Source organism: Prevotella sp. HUN102 (assembly GCF_000688375.1).
GTDB lineage: Bacteria > Bacteroidota > Bacteroidia > Bacteroidales > Bacteroidaceae > Prevotella.
This window is the reverse complement of sequence record NZ_JIAF01000004.1, coordinates 1,833,844-1,849,945: the sequence shown is the minus strand read 5'-3', so window position 1 is coordinate 1,849,945 and position 16,102 is coordinate 1,833,844. Positions and strand designations below refer to the sequence as shown.

12 protein-coding genes are annotated in these 16,102 nt (G+C 42.3%); 7 read left to right on the top strand and 5 right to left on the bottom strand.

From position 1 onward, the window contains the following. Positions 1 to 212 precede the first annotated feature (212 nt). Positions 213 to 3,050, bottom strand: a complete 2,838-nt coding sequence (gene uvrA / locus P150_RS0113200; protein ID WP_028898100.1) for an excinuclease ABC subunit UvrA — start codon at positions 3,048 to 3,050, stop codon at positions 213 to 215. Positions 3,051 to 3,081: 31 nt separating this feature from the next. Further along, positions 3,082 to 3,777 carry a gliding motility-associated C-terminal domain-containing protein gene (locus P150_RS0113195; RefSeq protein WP_028898099.1) on the bottom strand — a complete coding sequence of 232 codons (696 nt, stop codon included), beginning with the start codon at positions 3,775 to 3,777 and terminating at the stop codon, positions 3,082 to 3,084. A gap of 102 nt (positions 3,778 to 3,879) precedes the next feature. Between P150_RS0113195 and P150_RS0113190 the strand changes: the two genes are divergently transcribed. From P150_RS0113190 to P150_RS0113160, 7 genes are all read left to right on the top strand, one after another. Next, complete coding sequence (locus P150_RS0113190) at positions 3,880 to 5,277, top strand: LysM peptidoglycan-binding domain-containing protein (protein ID WP_028898098.1); 1,398 nt, start codon at positions 3,880 to 3,882, stop codon at positions 5,275 to 5,277. Between the two features lie 90 nt (positions 5,278 to 5,367). Beyond that, complete coding sequence (locus P150_RS0113185) at positions 5,368 to 6,111, top strand: porin family protein (protein ID WP_028898097.1); 744 nt, start codon at positions 5,368 to 5,370, stop codon at positions 6,109 to 6,111. Between the two features lie 46 nt (positions 6,112 to 6,157). Beyond that, positions 6,158 to 7,669 (top strand): peptide MFS transporter, encoded by a 1,512-nt coding sequence (locus P150_RS0113180; protein ID WP_028898096.1) that lies wholly within the window; start codon positions 6,158 to 6,160, stop codon positions 7,667 to 7,669. Positions 7,670 to 8,114: 445 nt separating this feature from the next. Continuing rightward, the gene (locus P150_RS0113175) at positions 8,115 to 9,026 is read left to right on the top strand and encodes a phosphate acyltransferase (protein ID WP_028898095.1); all 912 of its coding nucleotides are present in this window, start codon (positions 8,115 to 8,117) and stop codon (positions 9,024 to 9,026) included. A gap of 7 nt (positions 9,027 to 9,033) precedes the next feature. Beyond that, entirely contained in the window at positions 9,034 to 10,095 is a 1,062-nt protein-coding gene (gene buk, locus P150_RS0113170; RefSeq protein ID WP_028898094.1) for a butyrate kinase, read from the top strand. 331 nt (positions 10,096 to 10,426) lie between these two features. After that, positions 10,427 to 11,674 carry a phosphoserine phosphatase SerB gene (serB, locus tag P150_RS0113165; RefSeq protein WP_028898093.1) on the top strand — a complete coding sequence of 416 codons (1,248 nt, stop codon included), beginning with the start codon at positions 10,427 to 10,429 and terminating at the stop codon, positions 11,672 to 11,674. Positions 11,675 to 11,809: 135 nt separating this feature from the next. Further along, positions 11,810 to 12,535, top strand: a complete 726-nt coding sequence (locus P150_RS0113160) for a nitroreductase family protein (RefSeq protein WP_028898092.1) — start codon at positions 11,810 to 11,812, stop codon at positions 12,533 to 12,535. Between the two features lie 195 nt (positions 12,536 to 12,730). On the opposite strand, the gene P150_RS0113155 is transcribed toward P150_RS0113160, so the two are convergent. The 3 genes from P150_RS0113155 to P150_RS0113145 all read right to left on the bottom strand — a co-directional run bounded on the left by P150_RS0113155 (position 12,731) and on the right by P150_RS0113145 (position 15,985). Further along, on the bottom strand, positions 12,731 to 14,815 hold the full coding sequence (locus P150_RS0113155) for a BRCT domain-containing protein (RefSeq protein ID WP_028898091.1): 2,085 nt from the start codon (positions 14,813 to 14,815) through the stop codon (positions 12,731 to 12,733). A gap of 121 nt (positions 14,816 to 14,936) precedes the next feature. Next, positions 14,937 to 15,599, bottom strand: a complete 663-nt coding sequence (locus tag P150_RS0113150; RefSeq protein WP_028898090.1) for a B3/4 domain-containing protein — start codon at positions 15,597 to 15,599, stop codon at positions 14,937 to 14,939. Beyond that, a complete protein-coding gene (locus P150_RS0113145) occupies positions 15,590 to 15,985 on the bottom strand; it encodes a (deoxy)nucleoside triphosphate pyrophosphohydrolase (RefSeq protein ID WP_028898089.1) in 396 nt (131 codons plus the stop codon). The genes P150_RS0113150 and P150_RS0113145 overlap by 10 nt, the downstream gene beginning before the upstream one ends. Positions 15,986 to 16,102: the final 117 nt, after the last annotated feature.

Sequence of the window (16,102 nt, the reverse complement as noted above, 5' to 3'; positions counted from 1 at the left end):
TTTATGCACACGCATAATTCTCATATTTGAAAAAGAAAAATATTTTGTCGGAAATAATCGAATTATAAAGCGTGTTTTGTTAAGATAATTCACAGAAAGATAGATCCTGATTGGTGTGTGTAATTCTGTTAAATACAGATGAACAACGGCTGCGATACGCTTGTTTCCAATCAGGAATCGTGCGTATCGCAGCCGTTGATGGTGGAATAAACTTACTTGTTTTCTTTCAATACCTTTCTAAGGAAAGGAGTAGTATAGCTCTGTTCGTTCTTAACAACTTCTTCCGGAGTACCCGTAACAAGCACTCTTCCACCTCCGCGTCCTCCTTCAGGCCCCATATCGATGATATAGTCTGCAAGTTTTATCACGTCGAGATTGTGCTCAATGATTAGAACTGTATTGCCACGATCAACAAGTTTCTGAAGAACACCCATTAAGACACGGATATCTTCAAAATGAAGACCAGTTGTAGGTTCGTCAAGAATGTAGAGTGTCTTGCCAGTATCACGTTTTGAGAGTTCTGTGGCAAGTTTTACGCGTTGGCTTTCACCACCGGAAAGGGTGGTGGAACTCTGTCCTAATTTTATATATCCCAGTCCCACATCCTGCAATGCCTTGATTCTTGGAAGAATTAATGGTACGTTTTCAAAAAAATCAACAGCCATATTCACAGTCATATCGAGCACATCTGCAATAGATTTTCCCTTGAATCTAACTTCTAAAGTCTCTCTGTTGTAGCGTTTTCCGTGACAAACTTCACAAGGAACCATTACGTCGGGAAGAAAGTTCATTTCAATAGTTCGATAACCATTGCCCCCGCATTCTTCACACCTGCCTCCTTTCACATTGAAGGAGAACCTGCCGGGCTTGTAACCACGTATTTTAGCTTCAGGAAGATTTACGAAAAGGTTTCTTATATCAGAGAATACGCCCGTATATGTTGCAGGATTGCTGCGGGGAGTTCGCCCGATAGGGCTTTGATCCACGTTTACGACTTTGTCTATATTGTCGATTCCCACGATTTCATCGTATTCCATCGGCTTCTTGAGCGAACGGTAGAAATGTTGGGAGAGGATAGGCTGGAGCGTTTCATTGATGAGCGTGCTCTTTCCTGAACCTGAAACCCCTGTTACTACAATCAGTTTGCCCAATGGAAGTTCTACGTCTACGTTTTTCAGATTGTTGCCTCTGCACCCTTTCATCCAAATGGACTTTCCGTTTCCTTTTCGTCGTTCGGACGGAATGGCTATGCTCTGCTCTCCGTTAAGGTATTGCGCTGTTAATGTGTGGGTTTTGAGCATTTGTTCGTGAGTTCCTTGAAATACTACTTCGCCACCTTTGCGTCCTGCTTTAGGACCAATGTCCACTATCCAGTCGGCAGCTTTCATCATATCTTCATCGTGTTCTACGACGATGACCGTATTTCCCAAGTCTCTCAAATCCCGTAATGACTTTATCAGTCTGTCGTTGTCCCGCTGGTGGAGTCCTATCGAAGGCTCGTCGAGAATATAAAGCACATTTACAAGTTGTGAACCAATCTGTGTTGCCAGTCGGATTCGCTGGCTTTCTCCACCTGACAGCGTGGCACTCTGACGATTCAATGCCAGATAGTCAAGTCCGACGTCGAGTAGAAAATCAATGCGTTTTCTGATTTCCTTGATAATTTCGGATGCAATTTTCCTTTGTTTTTCATTCAGGTGATGGTCTGCGGCGTCTATCCACGCTTTCAAGTCTGTGATATCCATCGAAGCCAGTTCGGCAATGTTTTTTTCCCAAATGCGATAGGACAGGGCTTCACGGTTAAGACGCTGACCATTGCACTCCGGGCAGGTCTTCTCGGCAATGAATTGGTCGGCCCATTTCTTTCCGGCAGCCGTCTCGTCGGTTTCCATTACTGTGCGCAAATACTTGATAACTCCATCAAAAGCAACGAAATAATCGGAGTTAGTATGTACAAGTTCCTTTGATATCTTTACTTTTTCGAGCGATCCGTAAAGAATTTCGTCCAAAGTCTCCTTTGGAATCTCCTTAACGGGCGTTTTAAGTGTGCAGTCGCTCTTCTCAAGAATAGCACTGATTTGCCAAAATATCATTTGGTTTTTGTATTTTCCAAGAGGGATTATGGCTCCTTCGTGAATGTTCTGCGAAGTGTCGGGAATCACTTTGCCAAGGTCTATTTCGTTTATCTTACCCAAACCTTTGCAATGTGGGCACGCACCTTCTGGCGAATTGAATGAAAAGATATTCGGAGCCGGGTCTTTGTAGGCAATGCCGGTAACGGGATCCATCAGACGTTTGGAAAAGTATTTGGCTTCTCCCGATTCCTTATCCATTATCATTATAAGGGAATCGCCTTGCCGCATAGCGATGGAAACGGTCTTTGCAAGTCGTTCCTTGAAAGAATCATCGTCTGATGCACCGAGCTTCATTTTGTCAATGACTACTTCGATGTTGTGATTCTTGTAACGGTCCACCTTCATTCCACGGGTAATCTCAAGAATCTCGCCATCAACACGGATATACAGATAACCCTTTCTTCGCATTTGCTCGAAAAGTTCACGGTAATGTCCCTTTCTGTTTCTGATGAGAGGTGCAAGAATGTATATGCTTTTGCAGGCATAGTCGTTGAGAATCATCTCAACAACTCGCTCCTCGGTATATTTTACCATTTCTTCACCACTCATATAGGAATAGGCAACGCCTGCTCGTGCGTACAACAAACGGAGATAATCGTATATCTCCGTCGTAGTGCCGACGGTAGAGCGGGGATTCTTGTTTGTGGTTTTCTGTTCAATGGAAATGACGGGAGAGAGTCCTGTAATCTTATCCACGTCGGGTCTTTCCATTCCTCCAAGGAAGTTTCTTGCATAGGCAGAGAAAGTTTCAATATATCTCCGTTGGCCTTCGGCAAAAATAGTGTCGAAAGCCAACGAACTCTTACCAGAGCCAGACAATCCTGTGAAAACAATCAGGGAGTTTCGCGGCATTGTAACATCAACGTTCTTGAGGTTGTGTACCCGTGCTCCCAACACTTCTATCTTATTGTTCATTTCAGTTCTTTATAGTTTGATAAACAAACGTTTATGGTGTTTGAATTGAAGATTCAGTGAAACCTCTTAAAAGGTTCACGTCGCGTTTAATGTGGAACTCTCTTCCGTCAGCACCTTTAGCTTTTACATTCACGAAATACACACCGTCTGCTACTTTCTTGCCCCTATATGTACCGTCCCATCCTTCATTTGGGTCAGTCCATTCGTAAATCTTCTGTCCCCATCTGTTAAATATGATGGCTCGGAATTCTATGATACTCTTGTGTCCATTCTTGGCTTTGTAAATATCATTGATTCCATCGCCGTTGGGAGAAAAGGCATTGGGCATTACAAGTTCACTTTCGCTGATGGAAACTGTGATTGCATCATAAATACTGACGGTGTCTCCATCCAATATTTCATAGAGGCAAACTCTGAACGAACCTGCCTGCGTAAAAGTATATTCCGTGTTCTCTTCATATCTTACCAGAAACGCCTGATGGCGGTTCTTCTGTTCGAATATATGCCATTCAAAATGCGTGTTTGGGTCATAATGTGAAACGGGATTGGCAACAAAGTTCACAGTTAATGGAGCAGAACCTGAAAAACCCAGTGAAGAATTGAGCGTATCAGTAACACCCTCGCTATTTATATAGGTTCCATAAGGGTTGCACGATTGTGCGAATCCTTCTGTTCCAAAGAATATCGCTACGATATACAATGATATTTTTATAAAAATTGATTTCATAAATCTCTTATTTTTGCAAAAATACAAAAAAACTATTGACAAAAAGCAAATAGTGGATAGTTTTTGTTATCTTTGCAAGGTGTTAAACTCAGAACGAAAATTATGAAACATTATTTTAAATATTTAGTTTTAATATTTGTTTTAACATTCACCGTTCACGTCTCTGCACAGACCACGATATGGAGAGATATCCATAAGGTGAAGAAAAAGGAAACTATCTTTGGTATTGCCAAGGACTATGGTGTCAGCATTCAGGACTTACTTGATGCAAACCCTGAAATGAAACGTGAAGGCTACGAATTGAAAAAAGGAGAATGGATATTTGTTCCTTATGCCAAGGAAGGGGACAAAAAGTCGGAATCAAAGCCTGCAACTTCAAAACCCACAACAGCCTCGGTAAATGGAAATGCTGCAAAGCCTGTTTCAAGCACTCCGGTTTCAAGTGCTATCAGGGTGGGAGTAATGCTTCCATTGCATAACCTTGATGGCGACGGAAAACGGATGGTGGAATACTATCGTGGTATTTTGCTCGCATTGAATCAATTAAAGACAGAAGGTATCACGACTGATGTACACGCCTGGAATGTTCCGAAGGAGGCTGACATTCGTACCACTTTATTGGAAGAGAATGCTTCAAAACTTGATATTATCTTTGGCCCCCTGTATTCCAATCAGGTAAAGCCTTTGGCTGATTTCTGCCAAAAGAACGGTATTAAGATGGTTATTCCATTCTCTATTGATGCTAAGGATGTGATTGCAAATCCAAATGTTTACCAAGTTTATCAAGATGAAAACCGATTGAATCAGAAGGCAATAGCCAGTTTTTTCGAGCGTTTCCAAAAGACGCATCATCCTGTTTTCATCAATTGCAACGACCCGGAAAGTCAAGTTGGTGCGTTTACAAGTGGGTTGAGAAAGCAATTGGAGCTGTCAAACATCAGATATGATTTGACCAGTTTGAACTCTTCGCAAGCTGATTTTGTAAAACATTTCAGTTCCAAGCAGCCAAACGTTGTTGTTGTCAATTCTGAAAAGAGTCCCCAACTGAATAAGGTTTTTGCAAAACTGGATTCATTGAAGCAAACAAATCCCGGCATTGCCATTTCTGTTTATGGCTATAACCAATGGTTTATGTATCAGGACTACAACCTTGCGAATTATTTTAAGTATGGAGTTTACATTCCTTCAACCTATTATTATAATAAGGTAGCAGACAAAACAGAGAAGTTGGAGAAACTTTACCTTGACACATACGGAGAAGCTATGAGCAAAACCTATATTCCTCGATTTGCTATCACAGGTTACGATCAGGCACAATTCTTCATTCGTGGTTTGAAAGGAAAGGGTAAAGCATTCAAGGGCACATCTTCCGAAATCAAATACAGTCCTTTGCAAGCAAGATTCAACTTTGAACAGATAGGTCAAGGTATGAGAATTAATAATCATTTCCAACTCGTCCATTTCAAAGCCGATCAGACAATGGAGAATTTAGTGTATTAAATCTTTTGCACAAGAACTCATTATTTTTTGCAATAGAGCATATATAAAAATGTTTCCGTCAGACGGATGATAAATACGTGAATAGATAATATGTATAGAAAGATATTATTTTCTTTGTTGATGATTCTCCCGATTGCTGCTTTTGCACAAGTGGGCGACCATCGTAACGACCTGTCGGTTGGTGCGAATCTCGGCTATTCACTGTCATCCGTCGGTTTCGACCCTAAGGTTTCGCAAGGAATGCACGGAGGTATTACAGGAGGTGTGAGTTTCAGATATGTATGCGAGAAGTATTTCAACACAATCTGCTCCGTATATGGCGAGATAAACTACAACTCAATGGGATGGAAACAGGATATCCTAACGGGCAATGATCAGAGGGTTGTCAATTCCAATGGTCTGACAGAGGAATATTCACGTACATTAAACTATGTGCAGATTCCTGTTTTTGCACATTTGACTTGGGGAAGGGAACAATCCGGGTGGAACTTCTTTGCGCAAGCAGGACCACAGATAGGATTTCTTTTAAGTGAGTCTACATCAAAAAACTATGACACACCTAATCTTGCAAAAGATGGTACTGGCAGGAGCAATACGATCATTGCACAGGAAAGTATGGAGGCTGAAAATAAATTCGACTATGGAATCGCTGCCGGAATTGGTGTTGAATGGAGCAACAGGAAACTGGGGCACTATCTTTTAGAAGCCCGCTACTATTATGGCTTGGGAAATATCTACGGCAGTAGCAAGAAAGATTATTTCGGAAAATCCAATAACAGCACCATTACGATAAAAGTGTCATACCTGTTTGATTTAATAAAAACAAAAAGATAAAAAATACAAGAATATAAAAACAAGTAAAACCTAAAATTTTTAAATTATGTTTGAAAACCAACCTAAAGGACTTTATGCGTTGGCTTTGGCCAACACTGGAGAGCGATTTGGCTATTATACCATGATCGCAGTATTTGCTCTATTCCTTAGAGCTAATTTCGGACTCGAACCGGGAACAGCTGGATTGATTTACAGTAGTTTCCTCGGTTTAGTTTATTTCCTGCCATTCATTGGCGGTATTATGGCCGATAAGTTTGGCTTCGGCAAGATGGTAACTATCGGTATTGCCGTGATGTTCCTCGGTTATCTCTTCCTGTCCATACCATTGGGCAGCGGCACTCTCGCATTCGTTTGTATGCTTTCGGCACTTGTATTCATTAGTTTTGGTACAGGTCTCTTCAAGGGTAATCTTCAGGTTATGGTAGGTAACCTTTACGACAGTCCTGAGCTTCAAGGCAAGCGCGATTCAGCTTTCTCTATTTTCTATATGGCTATCAACATTGGTGCCTTGTTCGCACCGACGGCAGCCGTAAGGATTAAAGATTATGCTGAACACACTCTTGGATATTCCGGAAACGATGCCTACCATTTCTCTTTTGCAGTAGCTTGCTTGTCATTGATTCTTTCAATGATGATCTACTTCGCTTTCCGTTCTACCTTCAAGCACGTAGAAGGTGGAGAGCGTGCAAAGGCAGTTGCAGATACAGCAGAGGAACTTTCGCCAGCCGACACTAAAGCCCGAATCGTTGCACTTTGCTTGGTATTTGCAGTAGTAATCTTCTTCTGGATGGCATTCCATCAGAATGGTTTGAGTTTGACATATTTCGCAGCTGAATTTACAGAGAGGAAAGCCGAAGGTCTTCAGAGTATGCCTTTTGATGTAATCAACCTCTTTATGATTATCATCATTGTTTATGCCCTGTTCTCATTATTCCAGAGCAAGACAAGTAAGGCGAAGGGTATTTCAGCCGTTGTCATTGCAGCAGCCGTTGGCGTTCTCATCTGGAAGTACAGTTCATTGGAAGGCGTTGTTGATGTCAGCGCACCTATCTTCCAGCAGTTCAACCCATTCTACGTAGTTGCATTGACACCGGTAAGTATGGCCATATTCGGAAGTTTGGCAAATAAAGGCAAGGAACCATCAGCACCTCGTAAGATTGCTTACGGTATGTTGATTGCGGCAGCAGGTTTCTGTGTAATGCTCGTTGGCTCATTGGGACTGAACACACCTGATGCACAGAAGATAGCAGGCGATGCAGGTACATTTGTATCTCCAAACTGGTTGATCTGCACTTATCTTGTGCTCACTTTCGGTGAGTTGTTGCTTAGCCCAATGGGTATTTCATTCGTGTCAAAGGTAGCTCCTCCAAAGTACAAGGGGATGATGATGGGTGGCTGGTTCGTGGCAACTGCTATCGGTAACTTGCTCGTAATGGTAGGTGGATACCTTTGGGGTTCATTGCCACTCTGGCTTGTATGGGCAGTATTCATCGTTCTCTGCCTCATCTCTGCACTCTTTATGTTCTCAATGATGAAGAGACTCGAGAAGGTAGCTTAACGATATTATCATCAAAATATAAAGAGCGCATCAATATGATGCGCTCTTTTTGTTTTTTATTAATCAGCAATCTAAAACAATGCAGAATCTCTATTGATGGATGATTTGTAAGTGTCTGAAAATTAATCGATAAAACGTTCGATTCCAATCGTGCGAAGAATACAGTGCAATCTTCGCAAAAATGCACTGCAATCGTGCGAAGATTGTTTTCCATTTATCGGTTATTTGTAAAATGTATTTTTATAAACAAGATATTCATAGCTCACGGCAGCTATATTTGTATCTGTTTCTCGGTTGATGACAAGAATTTTATAGCAAGCCGTTTAGTAAAAAAAAGCAAAAAACGTTGATAGAAAATTGCTGATTTTTTTGCTATTTAAAAAACTATTTTGTAATTTTGCTTCCGAACAAGAACGAAACGAATCCATTTAATCTATTAATATCTATGATTAAACCAACAGAGCCTATTAAAGATTTCAACCAGCTTGTAGAACATTTGGTTGAACGGAAAATACAAAAACGTGTCGCAGTGGTATGGCCTGAAGACGGCCATACGAGAGAAGCAGTAGAAATGGCCATTCAGGCAGGTTTCATTGAACCGATATTCATTTGTTCAAAACAGAGTCAGGAATTATATGGAGACAGATTCCAGACAATTCTTGCAGATGACCCTACCGACGCTTCAGTAAAAGCAGTAGCACTTGTGCGAGACGGTGGCGCAGACGTTTTGATGAAAGGATTCGTAAATACCGACGTCCTTCTTCGTGCAGTACTCAATAAGGAAACGGGAATTTTACCTAAAGGAAGTGTGCTGACACACGTTGCAGCAGCAAAAATCCCGAGCTATCCAAAGTTGATTTTCTTTACCGATGCTGCCGTTATTCCTTATCCAACGGAAGAGCAGCGTCAGGCGCAGATTCGTTATGTAGTGGATTTCTGCCACGCATTCCACGTTGAAAAGCCAAAGGTATCGCTCATTCACTGTTCTGAGAAGGTGGATGCAAAGCATTTCCCATACACGGAAGGCTATTTGCAACTGAAAGAAATGGCAAAGGAGGGAGTGTTCGGCGACTGCATTGTTGATGGTCCATTGGATTTGAAGACATCTTGCTGCGCCGAGGCATTGGCTATCAAGAAGATTGATTCTCCTATCGGTGGTGAGGCAGATGCGCTTATCTTCCCAAACATCGAGGCAGGCAACCTCTTCTATAAGAGCATTACGCTGTTTGCTGATGCCGAAATGGCAGGTTTGCTGAAGGGACCGATGGTTCCTGTGGTTCTCCCAAGCCGTGGAGACAGCAATAAATCGAAATTTTACAGTCTGGCACTTGCCACAATGATAACAATAGACTCATAATTACACTATGTATAAGGTTTTAGCGATTAACCCCGGTTCTACATCTACAAAGATTTCCGTTGCTCACGACAATGAATTGCTCTTTGTAGAGGATATAAAGCACTCGAAAGAAGACTTGAAGCATTTCGAGAAAGTTTCCGACCAATACGAGTTTCGCAAGCAGCATATTCTTCAGGAATTGGAGAAGCGTGGCATTCCATTGGATTTCGATGCGACAGTAGGTCGAGGAGGTTTGGCGAAAGCCGTTCCGAGTGGCGTATTCCGAGTTAGCGAAGAAATGATAGAAGACCAGAAACAGGCTGTTCATCAGCACGCTTGCGACCTTGGATGTATGCTCGCCTATGAGATTGCCGAACTGATACCAAATTGTCAAAGTTTCATTGCAGACCCGGGAGTGGTGGACGAAATGGCACCCGAAGCACACGTTTCAGGTTTGCCCGAAGCTCCACGTATCTGTATCTGGCACGCACTCAATCAGAAAGCTATTGCTCGGAGATATGCCCGCGACATAAATTCTGAGTATGATAAGTTGAATTTGATTATCTGTCATTTGGGTGGCGGCATTTCCATTGCAGCGCACGAGAAGGGTAAAGCTATTGATGCCAACAATGCTTTGGACGGAGAAGGACCGTTTTCTCCGGAGCGTTCCGGTACGCTTCCTTTGTCAGAACTGGTTCATTTGTGCTACAATACAGATTTGACCGAAGAAGAAATGCTTCGTAAACTCAGTGCACGTTCAGGCGTTTTGGCACATCTTGGTACTAATGATATGCGCATTGTAGAGCAGCGTATTAATGAGGGCGACGAACACGCAAAGGCTATTTTGGATGCAATGGTTTGGCACATTGCGAAGGCTATCGTTTCGGAAGGAGCAGTTTTGTGTGGCAAGGTAGATGCCATTCTCCTTACAGGAGGGCTCTGTTATAGCGAGTATATCGTTGGTCTGTTAAAGAAGCGAATTGAATTTCTTGCTCCGGTAAAGGTTTACCCCGGTCAGGATGAAATGCTCGCATTGACCGAGAATGCAGTTGCTGCGCTCAGTGGACAGCAGGAAATAAAGGAATATTAGAATCATTTTTGTCATCTGCTCTTTCCTCGGAATGGGCAGATGGTTTGTTGATTATATGGTCAATGCGCATTGGATGCCGAATCCATTTCTTTATCCTCTTCCTTGAAAGAGTGGGAGTGGGTTAGGAGAACTGATATTGACACAATGCGTTTTGATTTGTTTTAGCTTATTGACTCTCATAGGATATACTGAATATGAGAAAAGAGAAAGAAGGCGAAAGCTGTGGCTGTACATTCTGTGTATGGTTGGCAGCTTTCTTATTTTATTCATAGTCTAAAACTTGCTCACATCGTAATAAGTTTGTATTTTTGCACTATCAATACATAACGATATGAAAGATAATAAGAACACAAAAGAAGAACAGATATTGATTCGTATCACAGGTGAAGACCGTCCGGGACTTACTGCATCAGTAATGGAAATCCTTGCAAAATACGATGCGCATATTCTGGATATTGGTCAGGCAGATATCCATTCTACCTTATCACTTGGTATTTTAATCCGCACAACTGACGAAAATTCTGGTAAGGTAATGAAGGAATTGCTGTTTAAGGCAACCGAACTGAGAGTGAACATTGGTTTCTCTCCTGTCGATGACGATGAGTATGAAGAATGGGTAGACCAACAGGGAAAGAACAGATATATCCTGACAATCATTGGCCGTTCGCTTTCAGCTAAGAATATCGAGGCTGCAACCAAGATTATTGCAGGTCAGGGGATGAACATCGACTCTATTTTGCGCCTTACTGGTAGACAGAGTATCAAGAAACAGAACCTGAATGTCCGTGCGTGCATCGAGTTTTCATTGCGTGGAACTCCGAGAAATTACGATGAGCTTCAGGCAGAACTGATGCAGATGAGCCACGAACAGGAGGTGGACTTCTCTTTGCAAAAGGATACTATGTATCGAAGAATGCGCCGTCTCATTTGTTTTGATATGGATTCAACGCTCATCCAGACAGAATGTATCGACGAATTGGCAAAGAGAGCCGGTGTAGGAGACAAAGTTGCTGAGATTACCGAACGTGCAATGCGTGGAGAAATAGACTTCAAGGAGAGTTTCACGGAACGTGTTGCTCTTTTGAAGGGACTTGATGCGAGGGTTATGCAAGAGATTGCTGAGAACCTTCCTATTACTGAAGGTGTCGATAGACTGATGACCGTATTGAAAAACTGTGGTTACAAGATTGCTATTCTGAGTGGAGGATTCACTTATTTCGGCGAATATCTTCAGCGTAAATACGGTATCGACTATGTTTATGCCAATGAATTGGAAATAGATGAAAACAATAAGCTCACGGGAAGATACCTCGGAGAGATTGTGGATGGCAGACGAAAAGCAGAACTCCTGAAGCTCATTGCACAGGTTGAGAAGGTAAATCTTGCACAGACTATCGCTGTTGGAGATGGTGCAAATGATCTTCCTATGATTTCAGAAGCCGGTCTTGGTATTGCTTTCCACGCAAAGCCACGTGTGCAGGCAACTGCTGAACAGAACATTACAACTATCGGACTTGACGGAGTGCTCTACTTCCTCGGTTTCAAGGATAGTTACTTAGGCGATGCCGGCAAGTTATAAAATCAGCTTTTGGACTATGTGCTAAGTAAAGAAAACTGATAATGAAACTTTATAAGGGTCTCATTATCAGTTTAGATTATTTTCAATGAGTTTTAGACTGTTATCAATCAACATCTTTATTTGTTTCCATCTTCTATGACATTACAGGAAATATTGTCCCACCGTCGGGCTGTTCGCCATTTTGATTCCAATAAACCTTTAGACAAAGAACGTGTAAAGGAGTGTATCCGCAAGTCTACACTCGCCCCGACAAGTTCCAATATGCAACTTTGGGAGTGCTATCACGTTACTGATAAAGGCACAATGACTTTGCTTTCCAAGGCTTGTCTCAATCAATTGACTGCAACCTCTGCCCAACAGATGGTGGTTTATGTTACCCGACAAGACAAGTACAAGGCTCACGCACAGGCTGTAAAAGTCTTTGAGCGAGAGAATACTCGGCACAATAGCCCCAAAGAAAAACAAGAAAAGCGTATAAAGAAATGGGATTTATATTATGGCAAGGTTATGCCTCTCCTTTATTCCCGTTTCTTTGGTATGGCAGGTTTAGGACGAAAGATGCTTGCTCAGACTATCGGAGTCTTCAGACCGATTGTTCGGCAAGTATCAGAAGGAGACGTTAGAGTTGTTGTCCATAAGAGTTGTGCGCTTGCAGTCCAGACGTTTATGCTTGCAATGAGCGAAGAGGGTTACGATACCTGTCCTCTTGAAGGCTTTGATAGCCGACTGGTTAAGAAAGCATTGAATCTCCCTTATAACTGCGAAATCAATATGATAATTACCTGCGGCATTCGTTTGTCCGACGGCGTTTGGGGAGATCGCTTCCGAATTCCATTTGAAGAAATATACCATCATATATAAATTAGGCGTTCAAGTTAGAAGTGTAATTCTGTTATGACGTTTGTAGGGGCTGCTTGTCTGTAATTTATTATGTCCATAGACACTACGTTTATGCCAAGTATCTCTTTGATACCGTGGGGGTAGACAACCAATAAACAGCTACGACCCGTTTAGGACAGTAGCTGTTTGTTGGTTGTAGAGTGTCTTAAGAATAGGCTAAGAACTAAATCTCTCAATGAATTGGTCTTCCGAAATGATAGGAATGTTCAGTTGCTGTGCTTTCTTGTTCTTTCCGGAAGTGCTGTTTACGTCATTATTAATAAGATAGTTGGTAGATTTGGAAACACTGCCGGTAACCTTACCACCTTGACTTTCGATGTAGGCTTTCAATTCATTTCTGTTCTTGTAATGATGTACGTCGCCTGTAACAACAAATGTAAGTCCTTCGCATCGTGCACCTTGCGATTCTTTCGATGTTTGTGTGATGGTTAGCTCCGAAAGCAGGTTGTCCAAAACTTTTTTATTGTTTTCATCCTGCATCCATTTAACGAAACTGGAACTCTTTTCCGGTCCGATACCGTCAATGGATGAGAAGACGGTGGAATCATCAGTCGTTCTTGCCGTGCTAATCAGTTCTTCCAATGGCTGAGAGGATAGCAAGCGTGTGCAGACATCTTGCCCTACTAATGGAATATTGAGGGCGAAAAGCAATCGCCGTGCTTCAACAGTTCGAGCTTTTGCTATGGAATCCAACAGTTTCTTGACGCTCTTGTCGCCGAAACCCTCCATAACACGCAGTTCGTTGGCGTGCTCATTGAGATGGAAAAGGTCGGCATATTCTGACACCCATCCAAGATTGATGAATTTTTGAACAGTCTGTTCCGACAGACCGTCGATATTTACACCTTCTTTTGAAACGAAACGGGCGAATTTCTTGAGTTGTTTTGCCGGACAATATTCGTTTGTGCAATGTAAGGTTTTTGTATTGCTGCTTTCACTTTCAGTAATTACTGTCTGAGCTTTGCATACCGGACAAGTTTCAGGAATTGTGAGAACGCCCAATCTTTCAGTAACATTGATAACTTTCGGAATTATTTTATTGGCTTTAATTACTGAAATTTTCGTTCCTTTGTCGCCAATTCCCAGTCGCTCGCATTCAGAAATATTGCAGAGACTTGCACGTTTTACTGTTGTTCCTTCCAACTCAACAGGCTTGAATACGGCTACTGGTGATATTGTGGAAGCTGCACACGACCATTCTATATACTCCAATTTCGTTTCTGCGCTTTCATCTTGCCATTTGAAAGCATATCCCCCACGTGTCGCGTGATGCCCAGTTACTGACCCACTTGCTGCAAATTCCGTGTCGTCGTAGCAGATTACGAGACCATCAACGGGATAATCGAAGGCTGAAACTCTTTCAGGTTTTTCCAAAGAAGAAGATTTTCTTGTTTGCTCATTGGCTGTTGGCGTATCCAACAAAAGTAAACCCTCACTATCAACTGCGGCATTCCTTCCCTTAGATAGGTTTGGATAGGCTTTTTCTCCTTGTAATCTCCTTGTCCATTTATCAATAACGGATTCTATATTATCTAATGTTGGATTGCTGATTTCCTCGTGATCGACTGTCTTAAAGCCGAGTTTTTCAAGGAATTGCATTTGTTCGCCCCACGACGTGTGCTCTTCATCGCTATAAACGAGAGTAAATGGAATCCAACGGAGGTGTCGTGCTTTTACTTCGTTTATATCTTTGAGTGTCAGAGAACCCGAAGCGAGATTGCGGGGGTTTGCATATTCTTCTTCTGATTCAAGATTGAACTGGTTGAAATCAGTATAACTGATAACGGCTTCGCCACGGATTACGATATGTCCCGTGTTATTTATTGTTGGAAGAATGCCGTCGATGGCCTTCGACAAATGCGTGATATTCGTGCCGATATGCCCATTCCCACGTGTAACCACCTTAGTTAATCTGCCATTATCGTAAGTTGCTACGAGCGTTAAACCGTCCAATTTCCAAGAAAGCCATATAGGACGGCCTTCCGCCCATTTCACAAGTTCTTCGGGCTTCTTGGTTTTTGCCAATGAAAGTGTAGCAAATTCGTGTTCCTCTTTTGTACCTGCCACATTGTCTGCACTTACATTTGCCGTTGGGGAATTGGGTAGGATAGTGCCGGTGGCTTCTTCCAGTCTCTTTAATTCATCGAAGGCTGCATCCCATTCGTGGTCAGACATCAGTTCAGCCTGTCCATTGTAGTAGGCATCTGAAGCTGCGTTGAGTTTCGAAATGAGGGATTGCATACGGGCAGTATCTTCGTACCCCTGAAGCGAAGGAGTTATTTTGTCTGGTTGTTCGTTGCTGTTCATAATTTCTTCAAGTTGATTGTATTTTCCTGTTCTTCCGTTGTGAGCTTTGGATGACCTAATACATTGTGTAAGTTCCACCGTCGCTCTCGCAATACTTTCTCAAAAGTTCCTGAATAAACTCTGCATTCTTGCGCACATTCTCTTCATTGCCGTCGTAGCCATTGATAAGAACAACAAGATGAGTGGTGTTGGTATCAATTTTCGTACGCTCATTGTCGGATGTGGGAGTTCCTACACCTCCTTCTGCATCACGATATACAGGCAATCCGTGAATGTTGATCATACCTCGTCCGATACCTTCATAGGGTTCGCCTTCTTTGCCGATACCGAGCGTGAGCGTTGTGCCAACAAATTTATCGGCATCGAAACCACCAATACTGTAGCCGTAGGCGATAGATGCAAGGTTGATAAGGTCTACCAATGTGTCAATCTGATAGAGTTCCTTACCTTGCAATATACGGCGGATTAGGGCTTCGGAAGCAGGACGATAACGCGATGGGTCTTTCCCGCAAGCACGATAAACTCTGCGTGTGGCAGCTATGCCAGAAATATCTTTCAACGTTTCGGTTGTGAGTTCTGCGCAAAACCTTTCAGTCAATGCGTTAATTTCGTCCCATAGTGCCTGACAGTATTTTGTATTCTTGACCTTTGCATCCACGCAAGCACCAACGAATGTTGGGCAGACACTTCCTATTTCATTGCTTACAATTACTTCCATAGTGCTTGGATGAGGATTTTATCGGCTTCCGTCCATTCCAATGATGGAAATTCTTCTTTGGTAAGCCATTTGGAATCAAGATGGGCCAAAAGCTTAAATTCATTGTCGCGTGCCAGACAATCGTAGGCAGTAAGTTTGAGAATAAAGTCAGGATATTCGTGTTCGATAGTTCCCAGTCTGCTGCCAACATAGATGTCCCAATCCATTTCCTCGCGTATTTCACGGCGCAAAGCCTCATAGTCGTTTTCATTGTCTTCGACTTTTCCGCCGGGAAATTCCCAGCGTTCTGCAATGTATGAAGGCCCCTTTCTCAGCCTCTGTGTACAAAGATATTTGTCGCCTTCACGAATGATGGCGCAAACAACATTCAGACGTTTCTTTTCCATATAGTTTTATATTTTTTACAAATATACTACAAATCACGGAAATTACACTTTTATTTCCGAAAATTATCATCGCTTTTACTTGCAAGTGTAAACTTTTGATTAACTTTGCTGCCGTTA